Source organism: Photobacterium sp. GSS17, assembly GCF_028621875.1.
Taxonomy (GTDB): domain Bacteria; phylum Pseudomonadota; class Gammaproteobacteria; order Enterobacterales; family Vibrionaceae; genus Photobacterium; species Photobacterium ganghwense.
Window position 1 is genome coordinate 34144 of the sequence record NZ_CP117517.1, and the last position, 23568, is coordinate 57711.

Below are 23568 nucleotides of genomic sequence, written 5' to 3' on the forward strand. Positions count from 1 at the left end.
GATAACGACACATGCTCTTTAACAATCTGGAAAGCTGACTAGTAATTCGATTCATACGAATCGAAATTATTGTTTCTCGAAAGAGAAACGAGTTCTCAAGCAATACACATTCAAGTGTCTTGTGTAAGAAGAGTCCGGCAAAACAAACTAACCATCTTAACTCAGATGGAAAAACCTTGGTTGTTTGAACATACGAAACCTCTTGGGGTTGTATGGTTAAGTGACTAAGCGTACACGGTGGATGCCTGGGCAGTCAGAGGCGATGAAGGACGTACTAACTTGCGATAAGCGTAGATGAGGCAGTAAGAGCCACTTGAGTCTACGATTTCCGAATGGGGAAACCCAGCTGCATAAGCAGTTATCATCAAGTGAATACATAGCTTGATGAGGCGAACCGGGGGAACTGAAACATCTAAGTACCCCGAGGAAGAGAAATCAACCGAGATTCCGGCAGTAGCGGCGAGCGAAACCGGATTAGCCCTTAAGCGCTTTAGGTGTCAGGCGAATGAGCTGGAAAGCTCAGCGATACAGGGTGACAGCCCCGTAGCCGACAACACATTTGGCGTGAAAACGAGTAGGACGGGACACGTGTTATCTTGTCTGAAGATGGGGGGACCATCCTCCAAGGCTAAATACTCCTGACTGACCGATAGTGAACCAGTACCGTGAGGGAAAGGCGAAAAGAACCCCTGTGAGGGGAGTGAAATAGAACCTGAAACCGTGTACGTACAAGCAGTAGGAGCAGGCTTTGTCCTGTGACTGCGTACCTTTTGTATAATGGGTCAGCGACTTAATTTCAGTAGCAAGGTTAACCGTATAGGGGAGCCGTAGGGAAACCGAGTCTTAACTGGGCGTGCAGTTGCTGGGATTAGACCCGAAACCGAGTGATCTAGCCATGGGCAGGTTGAAGGTGCGGTAACACGCACTGGAGGACCGAACCGACTAATGTTGAAAAATTAGCGGATGACTTGTGGCTAGGGGTGAAAGGCCAATCAAACTCGGAGATAGCTGGTTCTCCCCGAAAGCTATTTAGGTAGCGCCTCGGACGAATACTACTGGGGGTAGAGCACTGTTAAGGCTAGGGGGTCATCCCGACTTACCAACCCTTTGCAAACTCCGAATACCAGTAAGTACTATCCGGGAGACACACGGCGGGTGCTAACGTCCGTCGTGGAGAGGGAAACAACCCAGACCGCCAGCTAAGGTCCCAAAGTTATCGCTAAGTGGGAAACGATGTGGGAAGGCTCAGACAGCCAGGATGTTGGCTTAGAAGCAGCCATCATTTAAAGAAAGCGTAATAGCTCACTGGTCGAGTCGGCCTGCGCGGAAGATTTAACGGGGCTAAGCGATACACCGAAGCTGCGGCAATGCGCATTAGCGTATTGGGTAGGGGAGCGTTCTGTAAGCCGCTGAAGGTGTCCTGTAAGGGGCGCTGGAGGTATCAGAAGTGCGAATGCTGACATGAGTAACGATAAAGGGGGTGAAAAACCTCCTCGCCGGAAGACCAAGGGTTCCTGTCCAACGTTAATCGGGGCAGGGTGAGTCGACCCCTAAGGCGAGGCCGAAAGGCGTAGTCGATGGGAAACGGGTTAATATTCCCGTACTTCTTGCTATTGCGATGGGGGGACGGAGAAGGCTAGGTGGGCCTGGCGACGGTTGTCCAGGTTCAAGGGTGTAGGCTGATGGTTTAGGCAAATCCGGACCATCTCAAGGCTGAGACCCGATGTCGAGGCACCACGGTGCTGAAGTCATTGATGCCATGCTTCCGGGAAAAGCCTCTAAGCTTCAGATAGCAAGAAATCGTACCCCAAACCGACACAGGTGGTCGGGTAGAGAATACCAAGGCGCTTGAGAGAACTCGGGTGAAGGAACTAGGCAAAATGGTACCGTAACTTCGGGAGAAGGTACGCTGCCGGCGGTGAAGAGACTTGCTCTTGGAGCTGCTGGCAGTCGCAGATACCAGGTGGCTGCAACTGTTTATTAAAAACACAGCACTGTGCAAAATCGAAAGATGACGTATACGGTGTGACGCCTGCCCGGTGCCGGAAGGTTAATTGATGGGGTTATCCTTAGGGAGAAGCTCTTGATCGAAGCCCCGGTAAACGGCGGCCGTAACTATAACGGTCCTAAGGTAGCGAAATTCCTTGTCGGGTAAGTTCCGACCTGCACGAATGGCGTAATGATGGCCACGCTGTCTCCACCCGAGACTCAGTGAAATTGAAATCGCAGTGAAGATGCTGCGTACCCGCGGCTAGACGGAAAGACCCCGTGAACCTTTACTACAGCTTGGCACTGAACATTGACCCTACATGTGTAGGATAGGTGGGAGGCTTCGAAGCAGGTACGCCAGTATCTGTGGAGCCGTCCTTGAAATACCACCCTTGTAGTGTTGATGTTCTAACGTCGCCCCCTTATCGGGGGTGCGGACAGTGCCTGGTGGGTAGTTTGACTGGGGCGGTCTCCTCCCAAAGCGTAACGGAGGAGCACGAAGGTGGGCTAATCACGGTCGGACATCGTGAGGTTAGTGCAATGGCATAAGCCCGCTTGACTGCGAGAATGACGGTTCGAGCAGGTGCGAAAGCAGGTCATAGTGATCCGGTGGTTCTGAATGGAAGGGCCATCGCTCAACGGATAAAAGGTACTCCGGGGATAACAGGCTGATACCGCCCAAGAGTTCATATCGACGGCGGTGTTTGGCACCTCGATGTCGGCTCATCACATCCTGGGGCTGAAGTCGGTCCCAAGGGTATGGCTGTTCGCCATTTAAAGTGGTACGCGAGCTGGGTTTAGAACGTCGTGAGACAGTTCGGTCCCTATCTGCCGTGGGCGTTGGATGATTGAGAGGGGCTGCTCCTAGTACGAGAGGACCGGAGTGGACGAACCTCTGGTGTTCGGGTTGTGTCGCCAGACGCATTGCCCGGTAGCTAAGTTCGGAATCGATAACCGCTGAAAGCATCTAAGCGGGAAGCGAGCCTCAAGATGAGTCATCCCCAGAGCTTTAAGCTCTCTGAAGGGTTGTTCGAGACTAGAACGTTGATAGGCAGGGTGTGTAAGCGCTGTGAGGCGTTGAGCTAACCTGTACTAATTGCCCGTGCGGCTTAACCATACAACACCCAAGGGGTTTTACGGACTCCATGAGCACTTGAATGATGTGCTTGAACTTTAGTCAGTTTTTTCCAAGATTGTGATTTACGGCCTGCGGGCGGTGAATCAAAGAATTTGCCTGGCGACCATAGCGCTGTGGACCCACCTGATCCCATGCCGAACTCAGACGTGAAACGCAGCAGCGCCGATGGTAGTGTGGGGCCTCCCCATGTGAGAGTAGGACATCGCCAGGCACCCAATTTAGGGTGGCGTTATGAACGAACGTTAATCCTGAGTGGAGCGGTAGTTCAGTTGGTTAGAATACCGGCCTGTCACGCCGGGGGTCGCGGGTTCGAGTCCCGTCCGCTCCGCCACTTATACGAAGCCCAAGCAGAAATGCTTGGGCTTTTTTACGTTTAAAGATAATGTTCGCCATTCGGTCGAATGAGTCCCGCAAGATCGACAGCCCGGCCTTTCTGCCACTAATACGAAGCCTGAGGCGAAAGATTCGGGCTTTTTTGCGTTTTGGGAAACGTGTTCACACTTAAACCGAGTTCATCCCCAGCACATTCCCAGTAATACCCCACGCTTAGGTTTGTTCAGAATCGTTGCTTCATAACAAAGTTTGGCTGGCCAGTATTTAACTGTCTCCTAAAGACTTTGTATTTCCCCTAAGGCCAGTTGCCTGACTATGGAGGCCTACTTGCTCAGGTAATGTTAAGCGGCTAAGACAAGAGGTTCTCTGTTGCTCTCCTTCTTATAAACCGCTTCAGGTGGTACGCCCTAAAACCCAACGCCGACGATGTTGGTGTCTTTTGTTGACACTTTTACCTTTGGTTATGACTGAGCGTCTTAGTCCTAGATGCCAAATTGGATATGAAAAAGCCCCGTCAGATGACGAGGCTATGCGCGGCTCAGAATATCTCTGTTGCGGTAATGATAGGCTGGCGAAATAGACAGATTAGCAGTAACTGTAAAAATGCTGGAGCCACTGTTTGGCAATGGCGCGTTCATCACTGTCACTTAGAGGCTGAATGCCTGATTTAAACCGCTCTGGCTGATTCAGGAGTTGCAAGCCTGCCAGCATGTGGGCGGCTTCAAACAGGTAGAGGGTCGGGTCGCCCATGCCGGTTTTAAAGGGGGTGTTGGCTGACTCACCGCCCGCCAGTAAATAGAGGCTTCGGCCATTTCGGGTTTGGTATTCACGTACCAGACGGTTACCCCCCACCTCGGCGAGAGCGCCGTTAGTGATGAGCTGAGGCAGTTTCAGTTCATCATCGGCTGAAGTGACCGTGGCGATAAAGCGGTTATCCGGGATGGAATCTAACAGTGCTTCCGGAATCGCACCGTTTCCGGTGCAACAGAAAATCATATTACATTCGCTGACCAAGCGCTCGATGGAGCTGACTTGTACGCCATTGCGGGGAAACTGCGTCAGTTTACGCGGATCAATGTCGGCCACCAGGATATTGCTGATCGCCTTCCCTTTCAGGTATTGGATGACTCCGCGTCCGAGGTTGCCGGCACCGATTACGCCCACTTTCAGAAAGTTGTCATTGTTTAATTTGAGGCCAAATTCTTCACGCAGGATCTGATCGGAATAATGGACAATACATTCCGAGGCTTCGTAGTCTGCCGGTGCTTTGATACTCAGGTGCGAAACGGTTACTAACGGCTTGTTGAGGTTACTGTTTAGATATTTATACAGACCATTGGCGGTCAACTCCGTCACACCGATAAGTTGCTCCCGGAAAACGTCACATAAGTGTTCTATGGCATGAGAAAAATACCCGCCGTGATCGAGGAGCAGGAATTGGCTATCGGCGTCGATGTGTTCGCGGATCAGGGCTTCAGCAACGAGTGGATCGCGCAGTTGCTGTTTGTTGTAGGCTTCACTGACAACTGAGCAGGTTGGCAGAGCCTCAATCGTGGTTTTAAAGGATTGATTACCGGTAGCTGTAGCGCTTTTGGGGATAAAGACCAGGTTTTCAGCCAGCTCTGCCAGAACATTGATATAAGGCAGGGAGCCTTCATAACAGTGCATGACAGAAAAAATTGTGAATTTCTTAGGTGTTGGGTACTGTTCAGCAATGTGCTTTAAAAAAGCATAACCTTTGGTCGCAAAAAAGTCCGAATAGTAAGTGTGGGTTAAAATGGGTTGCGTCATTATTATTATTCCTTGTAACGACTAATTATTATGGCGAAACAGTGCTAGTAATGCATGGAGTAAAGGTTCATTTTCGCGGCTTTGTTTACAGCACAGGCCAAGTTGCAGGGGCTGAACATATTCTTTTTCAAGACGTTTTACTTTTGTGCCTACCGGGCTGTTGTTGATCACCACATCCGGCGCGATGCCAATACCACATCCTAAGGCGACCATACTGACAATGGCTTCATGCCCGCTTACCTGGGCATAAACATTTGGCTTTATTTTCTTCGATTTTATCCACTTATCCGCTTTTTCGCGTGCCATTCCTGACTCGGGCAGAATAAAGGGCAGGGTATTCCAGGCGGGGGGCTCTCTGAAGGCCGGCTGCAATGCCGGAGGTGGGACCAGCGGCGCAATCACCGACATCGAAATGCTGTCGAGAGGCAGGTATATCAGCTTACCCGGCAGGCTGTCCGGTTTCGCGGCAATGGCGATATCCGCGTCATCAGACTGAATGCGGTCAATGGCTTGTGCCGGATCGCCGGTCAGCAACTGAATTTCTACCTGGGGATGTAACTGACGAAACCGGCTGAGAATGTCGGGGAGGTGACTGTAACTGGCGGTGACGGAGCAAAACAACCTCAGCTTACCCTGCAGGGCCTGCTCTTGCTGACCCAGCTCTGCTTTGACTTCCTGCCAGCTGGTGACAATTTGGGCCGCTGTTGGCAACAGTGTCTTGGCGGCCGAGGTCAGCTCGACACTGCGATTATCCCGGATAAACAGAATCTGGCCGGTATCTTCTTCCAGTCGCTGGATAATCCGGCTCAGGGCCGATGGGCTGATATGCATGGCTTGCGCAGTCTGGCTGAAGCTGCGTGACTCGCACAGATGCAAAAACAATTGCAAGGTCTTTATGTTCATCGTCCATGTTGCACTTTTTGCAATAAGTTATTGTGAATATATCACTTTGCGCAATGAAGTGCGTGGTCTACCATCGAATTAATCGACAGGATGATGTCGCACATGGAACAGTATTCACGGAGTTTACTATGGCTAATTATTTCAATACCTTAAATCTTCGTCAGCAGTTGGATCAGCTGGGTCGCTGCCGCTTTATGGATCGTGCGGAATTTGCAAATGAAGCCGATTACCTTAAAGGGAAGAAGGTCGTCATTGTGGGGTGTGGTGCTCAGGGCCTTAACCAAGGACTGAACATGCGCGACTCAGGTCTGGATGTGTCATATGCACTACGCCAGGCTGCGATCGACGAGCAGCGCCAGTCGTACAAAAATGCGAAAGAAAACGGGTTTGAAGTAGGCAGCTACGAGAAGCTGATCCCGCAGGCGGATCTGGTGGTAAACCTGACCCCTGACAAACAGCACAGCAATGTGGTAGCAACAGTGATGCCACTGATGAAGCAAGGGGCGGCTCTGGGTTACTCGCACGGTTTCAACATTGTTGAAGAAGGCATGCAGATCCGTCCTGATATCACGGTCGTGATGGTGGCACCAAAATGTCCGGGTACGGAAGTGCGTGAAGAGTACAAGCGCGGCTTTGGGGTTCCAACCCTGATTGCGGTTCACCCGGAAAATGACCCTCAGGGTGATGGCCTGGAAATCGCCAAAGCCTGGGCGGCGGCTACCGGTGGTCACCGTGCGGGGGTACTGGAATCTTCTTTTGTGGCGGAAGTGAAATCTGACCTGATGGGCGAGCAGACTATTCTGTGTGGCATGCTGCAGGCCGGCTCGATTGTTTGCTACGAGAAAATGATTGAGGAAGGGGTTGAACCTGCGTATGCCGGAAAACTGCTGCAATACGGCTGGGAAACCATCACGGAAGCGCTGAAGTTTGGTGGCATTACTCATATGATGGATCGCCTGTCTAACCCAGCGAAAGTGAAAGCGTTTGAGCTGTCTGAAGAGCTGAAAGAGCTGATGCGTCCGCTGTACAACAAGCACATGGATGACATCATTGTCGGTGAGTTTTCCAGCACTATGATGGCTGACTGGGCCAATGACGATGCGAACCTGCTGGGTTGGCGTGCAGAAACTGCAGAAACAGCCTTTGAGAATTACCCTGAGTCTGATATTCAGATTCCGGAGCAGGAATACTTCGACAACGGTATTCTGATGATCGCCATGGTACGTGCCGGGGTTGAGCTGGCGTTTGAAGCCATGACGGCATCCGGCATTATCGATGAGTCGGCGTACTACGAGTCACTGCACGAACTGCCGCTGATTGCGAACACGATCGCCCGTAAGCGTTTGTATGAAATGAACGTGGTCATCTCTGACACGGCTGAGTACGGTAACTACCTGTTCGCGAATGTCGCAACACCACTGCTGCGTGAACACTTCATGCCGAAGGTGGGGACAGATGTGATTGGTCAAGGTCTGGGTGAAACCTCGAACTTTGTTGATAACCAGCGCCTGATTGAAGTGAATGAAGCGATCCGCAACCATCCGGTTGAGTGGATTGGTCAAGAGCTGCGCGGCTACATGACAGACATGAAGCGCATTGCTGTTGGCGGTTAATTGCCTCTCAATCTCACTAAATGAAAAGCCCGGATGGTGACATCCGGGCTTTTTGTTTGTCTGCGCTGAGCAACAGGCGGGCCTTGCTCAGCGACGGGAAATCAGTCTTGCTTGCTGTCGGCGTTGTTGTTCAGGCGGCTTTCCAGCTCTTCCAGCTTCTGCTCCAGCGCAGTCAGCTTCTGGCGGGTACGCAGCAGAACCTGAGTCTGCACATCAAACTCTTCACGGCTGACGACATCCAGTTTCCCAAGCTGAGCCTGGATCACCTGGCGGACTTTTTGTTCTACATCGTTGCCCAGCTCTTTGACTGGCTGAGGCATGGCATCTTGAATCTGCTTGGCTATTTGCTCAAGTTTCTTTGGATCAAACATAGCTGGGTTAACTCCGTAACGGCAATACTGTCGTCATTTTATGTAATTACTTAGCGATTGTCGTGGAAGAAAGGCGAAAAGAAAAGAGGCCGCTCAATGCGGCCTCTTAATTTGTGGGGTGATTAGCAATCACGTACATCTTTCAGGGCGTTGCGTGCTTCATCCGCACGCTTAAGCTTTTCCAGGTCTTTGTCCTCGACGAAGACCGGCAGCGGCTTATGCACACTGGCCAGGTAGGTGTAGATCACTGGCAGTACGAACAGCGTGAAGACCGTACCGATTGCCAGACCGGCAACGATCACGATACCGATACTGAAGCGCTGTGCGGCACCAGCACCACTGGCATACAGCAGGGGTACCAGACCGGCGATCATCGCGGCGGTGGTCATCAGGATCGGACGCAGACGCACCTTGGCGGCTTCCATCACGGCGGCCATGCGGTCTTTCTGATGATGCAGCTGCTCTTCTTTTGCGACTTCACAGATCAGGATACCGTGCTTGGTGATCAGACCAATTAGGGTGATCAGACCGACCTGGGAGTAGATGTTCATCGACGCTGCGCCCCAGGCCAGGGCGATCAGAGCGCCACAGATAGCCAGCGGTACAGAGACCATGATCACCAGCGGGTCGCGCAGGGACTCGAACTGGATCGCCAGAACCAGGAAGATGATGGCCAGTGCCAGGCCAAAGGTCATGTACAGGGCATTCCCTTCGGTAACGAACTGACGTGCCTCACCCATGAAGTCGTACTGGTAACCAGCCGGCAGGGTCGTTGCCGCTTCGCTTTGGAACCAGCTGATCGCATCACCCATGGCAACACCAGGGGCTGGTACGGCACCTACGGTGGCAGAGTTCAGCTGGTTGAAGTGTGGCAGAGAACGCGGCTCTGATACTACTTCAATGCTGACCAGGCTGCCCAGCGGGATAGACTGACCGTCTGCCGCACGCACGTAGTAGCCCTTCAGCGACTCCGGATTCAGGCGGTACTTACGTTCTACCTGCGGGATCACCTCATAAGAGCGGCCGTTCAGGTCAATCCGGTTGACGTAGCCGTCAGCCATCATGGTACTCAGGGTAATCCCGATGTCCTGCATGGTCACACCGTAGGCGCCGGCCTTGTCCTTGTCGATCTTGATTTTCATCGTGGCCGAGTCGTAGTTCAGATCCAGATCCGAGTATACGAACATGGCGTTGTTCTTCACTTTGGTCAGGATGTCACTACTGATTTGGAACAGGCTCTCAAAGCTGTTCGGCGTGGTGATCACAAATTGGATTGGCAGACCCGAACCGGCACCCGGCAGCTCTGGCATCTGGAATGCTGTAACCGCCATTTCCGGCACGTCTTTCACCAGTCCGGTGACGCGTTTTACCACATCGGCCTGGCTGGCTTCACGCTCACTCCAAGGCACCATCGACGCAATACCAAACGCCTGGTTGGAGTTTGGCACCCCGGAGAACACCTGGGCGTAGGCCACTTCCGGTTGTTCAGCCAGAATGGCGTTCACTTTGTCCATGCTGTTCTGGATGAAATCGAGGTTCGAGTTTGACGGGGCAGTACCCATCATCACCAGTACCCCTTTATCTTCCGCCGGAGCCAGTTCACTTGGGATGAACTTGAACAGCATTGGCAGTATGCCGAACACGATCAGGGCGAAGACGATCACAACCGGGCGCATCTTCATGATCCCGCCGAGCATTTTCTCGTAGCGGTTGGTCATGCGATCCAGGAAGCCGTGCACGGTCTGCTCAAACTTGTTCGGCTGTTCGTTGGCCTTGAGCATTTTTGAACACATCATCGGCGACAGCGTCAGGGCGATGATACCGGAGACGAAGACAGAACCGGCCAGCGTCAGGGCAAATTCCTTGAACAGGGAGCCGGTGATCCCGCCCATCATCGCAATCGGCGCGTATACTGCACCCAGCGTTAGGGTCATGGCGATAACCGGTACCGCAATTTCACGGGTTCCGATAATTGCCGCACGGAACGGTGACTCGCCTTCTTTGATATGACGGTCGACGTTTTCCAGGACCACGATGGCGTCATCGACCACCAGACCGATAGCCAGTACCATCGCTAGCAGGGTCATCAGGTTCCATGAGAAGCCGAATGCCTGCATCACCATGGCCACCCCGATCAGCGACAGTGGAATGGTCACGATAGGAATGATAACGGCACGCAATGAACCCAGGAACAGCGTGATCACCACCAGTACGATCAGCGCTGCTTCCGCGATGGTTTTGATAACCTCGTGGATAGATTCGTTGATCGCGATGGTGGAGTCGTACAGCACGTTCATCTTGATGTTACTAGGCATGTTGCGTTCAAGTTCCGGCAACAGCTTGTAGACATCCGCCGCGATGTTGATCGGGTTGGCACTTGGCGCGGCGTTAATGGCCGCGACCACGGCTTCCTGACCGTTCGCTGAGGCGCGATAAATATCGTGGCTCTTTTCCAGGGTAACTTTCGCAATGTCACCCAGGCGAATCACCTGACCCTGCTTGGTCGATACCACCAGTTTTTCCAGCTCACCGGTGTTAGATACCTGAGTATCGGCCGTACCATTGTACAGCACGAACTCACCGGTCGCTTGACCAGTCGCGGACTGGTAGTTGTTGGCATTGAGGACGTTCATGATGTCGCTGGCTGACAGGTTATACGCTGCCATCTTGGCTGGATCCAGCCAGACGCGCAGGGCGTATTTCATCCCGCCGTACAGATCAACCTTCGACACGCCGTTCACGGTGAACAGCTGCGGGTTGATGACTCGTTCCAGGTAGTCGGTGATCTGGCTGGAAGCCAGCTCATCACTGGTAAAGCCGATGTACATGACTGCCGTGGTTGAACCGGTCGACATAGTAACCGTCGGGTCTTCCGCTTCACGAGGCAGCTGGGAGCGCACCGAGTTGGTTTTGGCCAGAATATCGGCCAGCGCCGCGTTCGGGTCGGTGTTCAGCTTCATCGTCACCGTAATGGTGGATGAACCCAGTACCGAAGACGAGGTCATGTAGTCAATATTGTCAGCCTGGGCAATGGCCTGTTCCAGTGGCTGGGTAATAAAGCCCTGGATCAGGTCAGCACTGGCCCCGTAGTAGCTGGTGGTCACGGTGACCACGGTGTTTGTCATGTCTGGGTATTCCCGGACCTGCATTTTGAAGATTGCCTGCAGGCCGAGAAGAGCAATCAGAAAGCTGATCGATACCGCTAAGACAGGACGTTTAATAAAAACATCTGTAAAGCGCATGGCTCCTCCGGATTAGAGCATTGGGGTTTCAGCAGGCGCTTCCAGCGAGTCACTCTCAACCACTCGCACCTTCACATGGTTACTCAGGCGGACTTGCCCCGAGGTCACCACGGTTTCGCCGGCTTTCACACCACTCAGAATGTGGACTTTGTCGCCTTTACGTTCACCGACTTTCACCACTTCCTGCTTCACGCGCAGATCACCGTTTTCGTCCTGGCTGGCGATGTACACGTTGTCACCGTACAGGGTGTAAGTAATCGCGGTTTGCGGCAGGATAATCTGGTTTTCCAGCGTCGGCAGGATAATGTGAGCACGGGCAAACATACCGCTGCGCAGCTGACCTTCGTTGTTCGGAATATCAGCCTGAACCTGCACCAGACCGCTCTGGTAGTTTACGGCCGGCTCAATCGCGCTGATCTTGCCGTTGAACGGCGTATCCGGGTAAGCATCGACGAAGATTTCCACGTCCTGACCCAGGTGGATATCCGAGATATCCGTCTGTGGCACTGTGAAGCGCAGCTTCATCAGCGTGGTATCTTCCAGACGCACTACGTCAGTGCCCGGCTGGATGTACTGACCCAGGAACACGTTACGCAGACCGACCACGCCGTCGAATGGTGCTTTGATGGTGCGGCGATCAATGGTGGCTTTCAGGCTTTCAATATCCGCGGACAGGGAGAAGTACGATGCTTCTGCATCATCGTACGCTTCCTTGGAGATTGACCCTTTCTTGAACAGGCCGCGGTAGCGTTCGTACTTCGCACGGGCTGCCGGCAGACGTGCCTGCGCACTCTTCAGGTTGGCCAGTTCCACGTCAGAGTCCAGCATCAGCAGCTGCTGATTGGCTTTCACGGTGGAACCGGATGCAAAATCAATAGACTTAATCACACCCGCCACTTCGGTTGTGATCGTGACCCCTTGATTCGGTTCGATAAAGCCGATAGCTTCAATAGCCGGTACCCAGTTACTGGACTCCGCCGTCGTGACGGTGACCGGGAAGTCAGGTTCCGGCATGCTTGCCATGTACTCGGCAATTTTTTGTTGTTTAAAGAGATTGAAACCAATCACGCTCCCGAATAGCAGGAGCGCGATAAGTAGCATCACGAGCCATTTTTTCATGGTTGGTTGAGCTCCGAAGTTTTTCTTGTTAATGCTGAACGATGGCATCCCAGGAGGCTTCGATGGCGGCGTCTAACACCTCATCGCTGACCTTGTACACGCCATTGACATGTTTTCGAGCCAGGCAGATGCATGGCTCAAGGCTTAAAGTGCCCAAGATTTCGTTGTCCAGAGGCTTGAACAGACCGGCGGCTTTACCGTCGGAAAACATCTGATCCACCTTGGCAAACAATTTCTTCTCGAGTAATCGTTGTTCCTGGTTTTCGCGTTTGGGCAGGCTATCGAACTGGCCACGGTTGATGAGCGGTGCATCATCCTGAATTGCCATGTCCCAGATGTTCAGCCACATGGTGCGAAACCGTTGTTGCAATGGCATGTTATCAGACACATTTTGACTAATTTTGTTCGCCACACAGGCGAGGATATGGTCATGTAACTGATGCAGCAGGTCGTCTTTATCCTCGAAATAGCGATAAATCGTGCCTGCGGCTACGCCTGCTTCCCTGGCAACCATCTGCATGGAAAGACCATGAAATCCGTACATCGCGAGCAGTTTTTCCGTTGCCTGCAAGATGCGTGTTTTCTTGTCCATCATAAGAGGGCTTTTGTGAATTAAAATAATGAATGAATGTTCATTCATTATTTTAGGGTGCCTGCTTATTTGTGCAAGAATTTTTTGTTGTGTCAGGATTCATGGCCGTCGGTGGCGCGCGAATAGACAACGGGAGATAACCCGTTACAATGCGCCTGCCGACACCAACAACACAGGATACGCCAATGAAACTGAACCCAAGGCAAAACGAAGCGGTAAAATATGTCGCTGGACCCTGTCTGGTCCTGGCTGGCGCCGGCTCGGGCAAAACCCGGGTCATTACCAATAAGATTGCTTACCTGGTTCAGCACTGCGGCTACAAGGCCCGCAATATTGCGGCGCTGACTTTTACCAACAAAGCCGCCCGTGAAATGAAAGAGCGGGTGGGCCAGACGCTGGGTCGTCAGGAAGCCAAGGGGCTGATGGTGTCGACCTTCCACACCCTGGGGCTGAATATCATCCGCCGCGAGTACAAAGCGCTGGGTCTGAAAGCGAGCTTTTCCCTGTTTGACGATCAGGATCAGATGGCGCTGCTCAAAGAGCTGACGGAAAAAGAGATCGACGGTGATAAAGACCTGCTCAAGCTGTTGCTGTCGACCATCTCCAATTGGAAGAATGACATGTTGTCCCCAGCAGACGCCCAGGCGCAGGCGCGCAGCGAGCGTGACCAGCTGTTCGCCTACTGCTACGACATGTACCAGCGCCAAATGAAGGCATACAACGCGCTCGACTTTGATGACCTGATCCTGATGCCGGTGCTGCTGCTGCGTGACAATGAAGAAGTGCGTCAGCGCTGGCAGAATAAAATCCGCTACCTGCTGGTGGACGAATATCAGGATACCAACACCAGCCAGTACCTCTTCGTGAAGTTGCTGGTGGGCGAGCGCAGCCGCTTTACCGTGGTCGGCGATGACGACCAGTCCATTTATTCCTGGCGTGGCGCCCAGCCGGAAAACCTGGCTCTGCTGAACAAAGATTTTCCGAGCCTGAAAGTGATCAAGCTGGAGCAGAACTACCGCTCAACCAGCCGGATTTTGCGGACTGCCAATATCCTGATCGCCAATAACCCGCACGTGTTCGAGAAAACGCTGTTCTCGGAAATCCCCGATGGCGAGATGCTCAAGGTGATCACCGCCAAGAACGAAGAGCACGAGGCCGAGAAAGTCGTCGGCGAACTGATCGCCCATCGCTTCCTCAACAATACGGCCTATAAAGACTACGCCATTCTGTACCGGGGGAATCACCAGTCGCGGTTGTTTGAGAAAGCCCTGATGCAAAACCGGATTCCGTACAAAATTTCCGGCGGCACCTCGTTCTTCTCACGGGCCGAAATCAAGGACATCATGGCTTACCTGCGCCTGCTGACCAACCTGGATGATGACAATGCGTTTCTGCGCATCGTGAATACCCCGCGTCGTGAGATTGGTCCGGCGACGCTGGAAAAGCTGGGCACCTACGCCAACATGCGCGGCAAAAGCCTGTTTGCGGCCAGCTTCGAGCTGGGGCTGGAGCAGCATCTGGGCGGTCGCGGCCTGGAATCCCTGCAGCGTTTTACCCGCTGGGTGGTGGAGTTGTCGGATAACGCTGAGCGCGGTGATACCGTGGCGGCGGTGCGTCAGTTGATTCGCGACATTAATTACGAAGACTGGCTGTATGAAAGTTCTGCCAGCCCGAAAGCGGCGGAGATGCGGATGAAGAACGTCTCCGATTTGTACAGCTGGATCACCGCGGACCTGGAAGGCGATAACTATGACCAGGAAGCCAAGACCCTTAAAGAAGTGGTCCAGCGCCTAACCCTGCGTGACATGATGGAGCGCGGCGAGGACGATGACGACGCGGATCAGGTACAGCTGATGACGCTGCACGCCTCCAAAGGGCTGGAGTTTCCGTATGTGTACCTGATTGGGACTGAAGAGGGAATTTTGCCGCACCAGACCAGCATTGATGAAGACAATGTGGAAGAGGAGCGCCGTCTGGCCTACGTCGGGATCACCCGGGCTCAGAAAGAGCTGACCTTTACCTTGTGTAAGGAACGGCGCCAGTTCGGCGAGCTGCTGAAGCCAGAGCCAAGCCGGTTCCTGTATGAGCTGCCGCAGGATGATCTGGAGTGGGAGGCGGACAAAAAGCCGGTTACTCAGGAAGAGCGGATGCAGCGCGGACAGGCGCACATCGCCAATATTCGGGCGATGTTTAAGAAATGATGGTGAATAAAGCGTGCTGTAGCCTGCGGGGTACATAACGGGTGGAAAATAAAGAAGGGTTGATGGCGGCATCAACCCTTCTTTTATTCAGTATGTCTCGCGTGCCCTATTCATGGCGCGCTTTATGGTGCGACTGATATGATTACAGGCCGTCGATCATGTGGTTGATGGCTGCCACGATTTCCTCATCGCTACAGTCCATACATGAGCCTTTCGCTGGCATGGCGTTAAAGCCGTTCAGTGCGTGGTCAGTCAGCACATCTTTCCCTTTTGCAATACGTGGACCCCAGTCATCGGCATTGCCTTTTTTCGGTGCGCCCATTACGCCGCTGCCGTGGCAGGCCACACAGAAGGTGCCGTAGACCGCATCGCCACTACGAGGACCGGTTGCGACTTCTGTTGCTGGCGCGTCACCTTCCAGGTAGACAGAGCCCACGGGTTTAATGCGTTCTGCGATAGCTTCGTCAGACATATCTGCTGCTACAGCTGTGCCGGCCAGTGTCATTGCCGCCACTGCAGCTACCATGATTTGTCGAAGAGTTAATTCCATTGAGCTCACCTTACACTTCCAGATCATTATGTGCGATTGCCACAGTCTTCTTTCGTGCTTGTTGTTAGTCGAACTGTTGAGACAAGGCAGTGATTATTTACAGAATGTTTAAAATGTAAAAACGCCGTGATTATATCTGCTAATGAGGCGCTGATAAACAAGAGGTCTGCTTTTGTATGATACGAATCAAGAGTTAATTGCCTATATTTGCAGCGAACGAGAAAAAAACTAAAAAAAACACTTTACGAAGTACACCTGGATCCGTAATATTCACCTCCGCCGATAGGGCACGCGCCCGTAGCTCAGCTGGATAGAGCGTTGGCCTCCGGAGCCAAAGGTCGAAGGTTCGAATCCTTTCGGGCGCGCCATTCCGGACCTAGGAAAACGGCAGAAACATTGGTGGCTATAGCTCAGTTGGTAGAGTCCCGGATTGTGATTCCGGTTGTCGCGAGTTCGAATCTCGTTAGCCACCCCATCTTTTAGGGTATTGATTTATAATATCAGTATCCGGGGTGAATACCCCACACAGAACATTGTCGGTGAATAGCGCAGTTTGGTAGCGCATCTGGTTTGGGACCAGAGGGTCGGGGGTTCGAATCCCTCTTCACCGACCACTAACATTGGTGGCTATAGCTCAGTTGGTAGAGTCCCGGATTGTGATTCCGGTTGTCGCGAGTTCGAATCTCGTTAGCCACCCCATTATTCAAGACTTCGGTACGCCGGAGCAACCAGTCGGTGAATAGCGCAGTTTGGTAGCGCATCTGGTTTGGGACCAGAGGGTCGGGGGTTCGAATCCCTCTTCACCGACCACTCTTCAAACCCCAGTCGAAAGACTGGGGTTTTTTCGTTTCTGGCGTCTGTTGACTGGCCTACCACACAAAATCCCCATTGTTTCTCCTGCGTCGGACACCCGTTATTGATTTTTCTGTCATCTGTCTTGTGGCGATAATTCAGTACCTTCTGCTGATTACTTCCTATAATTAACCATAAAGTCACTGCATTAGCGCAGGTTTGTCAGTGCTTGTTGCTGTCATGTTAACTGGGGAAAGTGAATCTCAGTATATTTATGCAAATGTGAATTTGGTGAACCAGATCGCACTGTGACAGATGCAGAGTCTTTTACTATTATCTTTCGGTATTGTGAGTAAATCATGAGCAACGTCAGACATGTGCATTATGGCAATGAACAATGCGCATAATGACTGATTATGCTTTTTTTATGCATTTCGCCAGTTTTTACTGATGATTTGTTGATTTATTGTAAAATCTTTGACAGATTATGTGCTGAACACATATTCAGCAAAATCTGCTGAAGAGAAGGGATTCATTTTTTGCAGACAGGGCAGAACACTGCCGCGCAGTTGGGGTCTGGTAATGGCTTTATTGGAAGTGAAAAACTTGCGGATCGAGTATCCCTCACGTCATGGGGTACATGCCGCAGTGAAATCGCTCTCGTTCACGATTGAGCGAGGGGAAATCGTAGGTGTCGTCGGTGAGTCCGGGGCCGGTAAGTCAACGGTCGGGAATGCCGTGATTGACTTGCTGAGCCCGCCAGGAAAGATTGCCAGCGGCGATGTTTACCTGGATGGCGAGAAAATCTCCGGCTTAAGCCCGGAAGCCATGCGCCGGGTGCGCGGCGCGAAAATCGGCTTCATCTTTCAGGATCCGATGACATCGCTTAACCCGCTGTTTACCGTTGAGCGTCAGCTGACGGAAACCATCCTGACCAACCTGAAGGTCAGCAGAGACGAAGCGCTGAAGCGGGCGCTGACTCTGATGGAGCAGGTCGGGATCCCTGATCCGCAAGTGCGGATTAAACAGTACCCGCACCAGTTTTCCGGCGGGATGCGCCAGCGGGTGGTGATTGCGATTGCTCTGGCCGGGGAGCCGGATCTGATCATTGCGGATGAGCCTACGACGGCGCTGGACGTGTCGATTCAGGATCAGATTCTGAGCCTGATCCGCGAGCTGTGTGTGAAGAAAAATGTCGGCTGTATGCTGGTGACTCACGACATGGGCGTGGTGTCTAACATCACTGACCGGGTGGCAGTCATGTATCGCGGGGATCTGGTGGAAATCGGTCCTACCGAGCAAGTGCTGGGCAACCCGACTCACCCTTACACCCAGAGTCTGATTTCGGCGGTGCCCCGTTCCGATATCAAACTGAACCGCTTCCCGCTGGTGAACTACATTGAAGAAGCGGAAGAGCTGACCCAGCTGGATGTGAAAAATCACTGGCTGGGGCAGAGCCAGGATCAGCGGAAGTACACCGGTGCGCTGTTGCAGGTCAAGAACGTCAACCTGCGCTTTGTGACCAAAGATTCGTTTTTTGAAAGCCGCCGCGAGTACGTGCAGGCTTCGAACGATGTCAGCTTTGAAGTGTTCGAAGGGGAAACTTTTGGTCTGGTGGGCGAATCCGGCTCCGGTAAGTCCACCATTGCGCGGGTGATCGCCGGCCTGTATCCGCCGAACTCCGGCCAGGTGATTTTCGAAGGCATCGATCTGACCGCACTGAAAACCGAAAATGAACGCCGTCCACTGCGTCGCCAGATGCAGATGGTGTTCCAGAACCCGTATTCCTCCATGAACCCGCGAATGAAGATTTTCGACATCATCGCGGAGCCGATCCGTTTCCATAAACTGGCCGACAGCGAAGCGCAGGTGCGCCAGATCGTGGGTGACCTGTTGGACCATGTCGGGCTGGGACGCAGTGCTGGGGTGAAATACCCGCACGAGTTCTCCGGCGGCCAGCGGCAGCGGATCTCGATTGCCCGGGCGCTGGCAACCCGGCCGCGTCTGCTGATTTGTGACGAGCCGACCTCGGCCCTGGATGTGTCTGTCCAGGCGCAAATCCTGAACCTGCTGAAAGATCTGCAGGATGAGCTGAACCTGACAATGCTGTTCATCAGCCACGACCTGCCGGTGATTCGCCAGATGTGTGACCGTATCGGCGTCATGCAAAAGGGTACCCTGCTGGAAGTGGCCCCGACAGAGCAACTGTTCACTGCCCCTCAGCATGAGTACAGCAAGCAACTGATTTCCCTGATGCCTGAATTTAAGGGAATGAGCCTGGAAGGCTTGCAGTTGGCCTGATTTTTTGTCGCGCGGGAAGCTGCGCGACAGCGATCCCGGCACATGTTGCTTACCCATACCGATAATAAGCAAACATAACCATCTGGGAGTTCTCTCCCTGCATAAAGGAGCTATGCAATGAAAACCATTAAGAGCAAGTTAGCCGTGGCGCTAATGGCAGCCGGCCTGAGTTTTGGTGCTGCCGCCGCGAACCTGAACCTGGCTTATGACGCCGATCCGGTTTCTCTGGACCCGCATGAGCAGCTGTCAGGCGGTACGCTGCAACTTTCTCACATGAGTTTCGACCCGCTGATTCGTTTTACCCAGGACATGGAATTTGAGCCGCGTCTGGCGACTTCCTGGGAGCGTGAGGATAACGCAACAATGCGTTTCAAGCTGCGTGAAGGGGTGAAATTCCACTCTGGTAACGCGTTCAGCGCTGACGATGTGGTGTGGACCTTCCAGCGCCTGAAAACCTCGGCTGACTTCAAAGGTATCTTTACCCCGATCCTGGATGTGAAAAAAGTCGACGACTACACCGTGGATGTGGTGACAGACGGGACGTACCCGCTGATCGAAAACGTCATGACGTACCTGTTCCCGATGGACAGCAAGTTCTACACCGGTAAAACCGAAGGCGGCAAAGACAAGGCCGAGCTGAAGAAAAATGGCTCAACGTATGCCTCTACCCACATCTCAGGCACTGGCCCGTTCAAGGTGAGCAAGCGTGAGCAGGGCGTGGCGGTAGAATTTGAACGCTTTGCGGATTACTGGGACAAAGACAGCAAAGGGAACGTTGACCACATTACCCTGCGTCCAATCAAAGAAGATGCGACCCGTGTCGCGGCCCTGTTGTCTGGCGACGTGGACATGATTGCACCGGTATCGCCAAACGACTACCAGCGCATCAAGAGCAACGACAAGCTGGATCTGGTGACGATGCCGGGTACTCGAGTGATCACTTTCCAGATGAACCAGAAAGTGGCAGAGCCACTGCGTGATGCCCGTGTTCGTCAGGCGATCGTGTACGCCGTGAACAACGAGGGTATTGCCCAGAAAATTATGAAAGGTGCCGCTACTCCGGCGGGTCAGCAGAGCCCGGTCGGCTATGCCGGTTACAACGAGAACCTGACTCCGCGCTATGACCTGAAGAAAGCTCAGGAGCTGATGAAAGAAGCCGGTTACGAGAATGGTTTCTCTATCAGCATGATCGCGCCGAACAACCGCTACGTGAACGACGAAAAAGTGGCGCAGGCCGTGGCCGCGATGCTGGCGAAAATCAAGATCAAGGTTGACCTGCAAACCATGCCGAAAGCCCAGTACTGGCCGGAGTTCGACAAGTGTGAAGCGGGCATGCTGATGATTGGCTGGCACCCGGATACAGAGGATTCAGCGAACTTTACGGAGTTCCTGACCATGACCCGTAACGCCGAAACCGGCAAAGGGCAGTACAACTGTGGCCACTACTCCAACGCGGAAGTCGACAAGCTGGTGGAAGCCGCGAACTCGGAAACCGACCTGGAGAAACGCAGCGCGATGCTGAAGAAAGTGGAAGAGCTGCTGTATAACGATGCGGCTTTCGTTCCGCTGTACTGGCAGGATCCGTCCTGGGCCGCGAAGAAGAACGTGGACATCAAACCTATCGTGAACGGTATGGACTTCCCATACCTGGGCGATCTGGTGATCAACTAATACCCCCGTCCGCGAAGCAGGGCTCCGGCAATGGCCGGAGCCCGATTAAGGAAGTCTCAAGAGGCAAGGAATGTTTACGTTTTTGGTCAAGCGCCTGGTACAGGCACTGGTAGTGATGTTTGTGATCAGTCTGGTGGCGTTTGCTATCCAGGACAACTTAGGGGATCCCCTGCGTGAGCTGGTGGGGCAATCGGTCTCGGAAGCGGAGCGTGACGCGCTGCGTACTGAGATGGGTCTTAACGATCCGTTCATGGTCAAGTACGGCCGTTTTATCTCGAAAGCATTACACGGAGATCTGGGCGACTCCTATTTCTTTAAACGCCCGGTTGTCGATGTCATTCTCGACAAGCTGGTAGCCACCCTGGAACTGGTGGCGGCGGCAACCATCATCATTGTGGTGGTCTCTATACCGTTGGGGGTCTATTCGGCCATTCACCCCAACAGCGCTCTGACTAAAGCGATCATGGGCTTCAGTATCGTCGGTATTTCCGTGCCGGTCTTCCTGACCGCCATTATGCTGATGTACGTCTTTTCTATTGAATTGGGCTGGCTGCCGTCGTTCGGACGAGGGGAGACGGCCAATATCCTGGGCTGGGAGTCCGGGTTCTTTACCCTTGACGGGTTGGCGCACCTGGTGCTGCCGAGTATCTCGCTGGCGTCCATCATGCTGCCGCTCTTTATCCGTCTGGTGCGTTCTGAAATGCTGGAAGCGCTGGGCACCGAGTACGTGAAATTTGCCCGCGCCAAGGGTCTGCCGCAGAACAAGGTGTACTACCAGCACGCGCTGAAAAACACCATGCTGCCGGTGATCACGGTCGGCGGGGTACAAATCGGCACCATGGTGGCGTATACCATCCTGACCGAAACCGTGTTCCAGTGGCCGGGTACCGGCTTCCTGTTCCTTGAGGCTATTAACCGGGTCGACACCCCGCTGATCACCGCTTATGTGATCTTCGTGGGCCTGATCTTCGTGGTCACCAATACCCTGGTGGACCTGCTGTACGGCCTGATCAACCCGACTGTTAACCTGACCGGCAAAGGAGCGTAATCATGACAACGCAATCGACAAACGTGCCGAGCCGCTGGCAGCGTTTCCTGAATTCAGATTTCATTTATTTCTTCAAGAAAGACAAAGTGGCAATGGCCAGCTTTGCGGCCTTCATGGTGTTTGTGGTCATGGCGCTGCTGGCACCGATGCTGGCGCCGACCAACCCGTACGATCTGACCAGCATCGACATCATGGAGTCCGAGTTGCCTCCTTCCTGGATGGAGTTCGGTGACGAGCGCTTCCTGCTGGGTACGGACAACCAGGGCCGCGATATCCTGTCGACCATCATGTATGGCCTGCGGATTTCTCTGGCGATCGGCCTGTTTGCGGTCGCCCTGCAGCTGGTGATCGGTATCGTGGTCGGCCTGTGTGCCGGTTACTTCGGCGGCCGGATCGACAGCTTCCTGATGCGTATTGCTGACGTGCAGCTGTCGTTCTCTACCATGATGGTCGCCATCATTGTGTCGGCGATTTTCAAGGCCAGCTTCGGCAGCGATTTTTACAGTCAGTACGCCATTGTGATGCTGGTGGTCATTATCGGTATCGCGGAATGGCCGCAGTACGCCCGGACTGTGCGGGCATCGGTTTTGGCAGAGAAGAAGAAAGAGTACGTGGAAGCCTCACGGGTCATGGGCCTGAAGTCACTGCGTATCATGTTCCGTCACATTCTGCCGAACTGCCTGTCGCCTATCCTGGTGATCTCCACGGTACAGGTGGCCAACGCCATCATGTCGGAAGCGGCCCTGTCGTTCCTGGGCTTGGGGATGCCGGTTGACCAGCCGTCACTGGGCTCGCTGATCAGCATTGGTTTTAACTACATCTTCTCCGGCTCCTGGTGGATCACCGCCTTCCCGGGCATCATCTTGGTTGCTCTGGTACTGGTGATTAACCTGCTGGGTGACTGGCTGCGGGATGTGTTCAACCCGAAAGTGTACAAAGGCTAGAAAGTTTCCCGCCGGGAATAGCCAAATGGCCCCGAGTTCATTACCTTGTTGCCTGAGCATGACAATGATGAGGCACAAGCATGATAGATATCGGGGTCAACCTGACCAACAGCCGGTTTGATAAAGACCGCGAGGCCGTGGTAAGCCGGGCACAAGCCGCCGGCGTCCACGGCCTTATTCTGACCGGCACTAGCGTTGAAGAAAGCCAGCAGGCGCTGGCCATGGCCCGCCAGTGGCCGGGTTACTGCTTCAGCACCGCCGGTGTTCACCCCCATGATGCCAAATCGGTTCAGGATCTCACCCTGCCGGCCCTCCGTGAGCTGGCCGTCGCGCCGGAAGTCGTCGCGATTGGCGAGTGTGGCCTGGATTTCAACCGTGATTTTTCTCCCCGTCCGCAACAGGAAGCTGTGTTTGAAGCGCAACTCGCGCTGGCAGCTGAACTGCAGATGCCGGTGTTTATGCACTGCCGGGATGCTCACGAGCGTTTTATGGCGATTCTGGCCCCGTGGCGTGACAAGCTGCCGGCTGCTGTGCTGCATTGTTTTACCGGGACGGAAGCAGAGCTGAAGGATTGCCTGGCGCTGGACTTGCACATCGGGATTACCGGTTGGGTGTGCGACGAGCGGCGCGGTACTGAGCTGCGGGAGCTGGTCCGGCTGATCCCGGATAACCGTTTGATGGTGGAAACCGACTGCCCGTACCTGCTGCCGCGCGATTTGCGGCCGAAACCCAAGTCGAGCCGCAACGAGCCGCAGTACCTGCCGCACATCACACAGGTGATTGCGGCATGCCGGGAGCAGGATGCCGGGGCACTAATGTGCCAGACGACTGAGACCGCCCGGGCATTTTTTGCAATTCCTGCTCACCAGGTTGACGGAGAGTGATATGATCAGGCCCATCCCGCTGCACTGCCAGGTTTAGGGAACTGATTGATTTATCTGCCAGGATGGCGGCATGGTCGCCATCCGGT

14 protein-coding genes, 6 tRNA genes and 2 rRNA genes are annotated in these 23568 nt (G+C 53.6%); 15 read left to right on the plus strand and 7 right to left on the minus strand.

Going from position 1 to position 23568, the window contains the following annotated elements; translation table 11 throughout:
- Positions 1 to 214: 214 nt before the first annotated feature.
- From PGW97_RS00165 to PGW97_RS00175, 3 genes are all read left to right on the plus strand, one after another.
- Positions 215 to 3106, plus strand: a 23S ribosomal RNA gene (locus PGW97_RS00165).
- Positions 3107 to 3222: 116 nt separating this feature from the next.
- A 5S ribosomal RNA gene (gene rrf, locus PGW97_RS00170) occupies positions 3223 to 3338 on the plus strand.
- Positions 3339 to 3381: 43 nt separating this feature from the next.
- Positions 3382 to 3458, plus strand: a tRNA-Asp gene (locus tag PGW97_RS00175).
- A gap of 587 nt (positions 3459 to 4045) precedes the next feature.
- On the opposite strand, the gene PGW97_RS00180 is transcribed toward PGW97_RS00175, so the two are convergent.
- The gene (locus PGW97_RS00180) at positions 4046 to 5251 is read right to left on the minus strand and encodes an NAD(P)-binding domain-containing protein (RefSeq protein WP_273858081.1); all 1206 of its coding nucleotides are present in this window, start codon (positions 5249 to 5251) and stop codon (positions 4046 to 4048) included.
- 21 nt (positions 5252 to 5272) lie between these two features.
- A complete protein-coding gene (gene ilvY / locus PGW97_RS00185; protein ID WP_047887033.1) occupies positions 5273 to 6154 on the minus strand; it encodes an HTH-type transcriptional activator IlvY in 882 nt (293 codons plus the stop codon).
- A gap of 128 nt (positions 6155 to 6282) precedes the next feature.
- Between ilvY and ilvC the strand changes: the two genes are divergently transcribed.
- Positions 6283 to 7767 carry a ketol-acid reductoisomerase gene (ilvC, locus tag PGW97_RS00190; protein WP_273858084.1) on the plus strand — a complete coding sequence of 495 codons (1485 nt, stop codon included), beginning with the start codon at positions 6283 to 6285 and terminating at the stop codon, positions 7765 to 7767.
- 101 nt (positions 7768 to 7868) lie between these two features.
- On the opposite strand, the gene ubiK is transcribed toward ilvC, so the two are convergent.
- From ubiK to PGW97_RS00210, 4 genes are all read right to left on the minus strand, one after another.
- On the minus strand, positions 7869 to 8138 hold the full coding sequence (gene ubiK / locus PGW97_RS00195) for a ubiquinone biosynthesis accessory factor UbiK (RefSeq protein ID WP_217393429.1): 270 nt from the start codon (positions 8136 to 8138) through the stop codon (positions 7869 to 7871).
- A 122-nt stretch (positions 8139 to 8260) separates the two neighbouring features.
- The gene (locus tag PGW97_RS00200) at positions 8261 to 11380 is read right to left on the minus strand and encodes a multidrug efflux RND transporter permease subunit (RefSeq protein WP_047887036.1); all 3120 of its coding nucleotides are present in this window, start codon (positions 11378 to 11380) and stop codon (positions 8261 to 8263) included.
- A gap of 12 nt (positions 11381 to 11392) precedes the next feature.
- Complete coding sequence (locus PGW97_RS00205; protein WP_047887115.1) at positions 11393 to 12499, minus strand: efflux RND transporter periplasmic adaptor subunit; 1107 nt, start codon at positions 12497 to 12499, stop codon at positions 11393 to 11395.
- 28 nt (positions 12500 to 12527) lie between these two features.
- On the minus strand, positions 12528 to 13094 hold the full coding sequence (locus PGW97_RS00210; protein WP_084712678.1) for a TetR/AcrR family transcriptional regulator: 567 nt from the start codon (positions 13092 to 13094) through the stop codon (positions 12528 to 12530).
- Positions 13095 to 13276: 182 nt separating this feature from the next.
- Here PGW97_RS00210 and rep point away from each other — a divergent pair, with 182 nt between their 5' ends.
- Positions 13277 to 15292 carry a DNA helicase Rep gene (gene rep / locus PGW97_RS00215; RefSeq protein WP_217393428.1) on the plus strand — a complete coding sequence of 672 codons (2016 nt, stop codon included), beginning with the start codon at positions 13277 to 13279 and terminating at the stop codon, positions 15290 to 15292.
- Positions 15293 to 15434: 142 nt separating this feature from the next.
- Here rep and PGW97_RS00220 read toward each other — a convergent pair whose 3' ends face one another.
- Positions 15435 to 15842, minus strand: coding sequence for a c-type cytochrome (locus PGW97_RS00220; RefSeq protein WP_047887039.1), 408 nt, complete (start codon positions 15840 to 15842; stop codon positions 15435 to 15437).
- Between the two features lie 291 nt (positions 15843 to 16133).
- Between PGW97_RS00220 and PGW97_RS00225 the strand changes: the two genes are divergently transcribed.
- The 10 genes from PGW97_RS00225 (at position 16134) to tatD (ending at position 23482) form a co-directional block, all read left to right on the plus strand.
- Positions 16134 to 16210, plus strand: a tRNA-Arg gene (locus PGW97_RS00225).
- Positions 16211 to 16241: 31 nt separating this feature from the next.
- Positions 16242 to 16317 (plus strand) — tRNA-His (locus tag PGW97_RS00230).
- Positions 16318 to 16379: 62 nt separating this feature from the next.
- Positions 16380 to 16456, plus strand: a tRNA-Pro gene (locus tag PGW97_RS00235).
- 9 nt (positions 16457 to 16465) lie between these two features.
- Positions 16466 to 16541: transfer RNA gene (locus tag PGW97_RS00240), tRNA-His, on the plus strand.
- A 34-nt stretch (positions 16542 to 16575) separates the two neighbouring features.
- Positions 16576 to 16652 (plus strand) — tRNA-Pro (locus PGW97_RS00245).
- 564 nt (positions 16653 to 17216) lie between these two features.
- A complete protein-coding gene (locus PGW97_RS00250; RefSeq protein WP_217394133.1) occupies positions 17217 to 18935 on the plus strand; it encodes an ABC transporter ATP-binding protein in 1719 nt (572 codons plus the stop codon).
- Between the two features lie 117 nt (positions 18936 to 19052).
- Positions 19053 to 20606 carry an ABC transporter substrate-binding protein gene (locus tag PGW97_RS00255; protein WP_273858089.1) on the plus strand — a complete coding sequence of 518 codons (1554 nt, stop codon included), beginning with the start codon at positions 19053 to 19055 and terminating at the stop codon, positions 20604 to 20606.
- Between the two features lie 70 nt (positions 20607 to 20676).
- A complete protein-coding gene (locus tag PGW97_RS00260) occupies positions 20677 to 21654 on the plus strand; it encodes an ABC transporter permease (protein WP_047887042.1) in 978 nt (325 codons plus the stop codon).
- Positions 21655 to 21656: 2 nt separating this feature from the next.
- A complete protein-coding gene (locus tag PGW97_RS00265; RefSeq protein ID WP_273858090.1) occupies positions 21657 to 22598 on the plus strand; it encodes an ABC transporter permease in 942 nt (313 codons plus the stop codon).
- An 80-nt stretch (positions 22599 to 22678) separates the two neighbouring features.
- Positions 22679 to 23482: a 3'-5' ssDNA/RNA exonuclease TatD gene (gene tatD / locus PGW97_RS00270; protein ID WP_047887044.1), complete on the plus strand. Its 804-nt coding sequence runs from the start codon at positions 22679 to 22681 to the stop codon at positions 23480 to 23482.
- Positions 23483 to 23568: the final 86 nt, after the last annotated feature.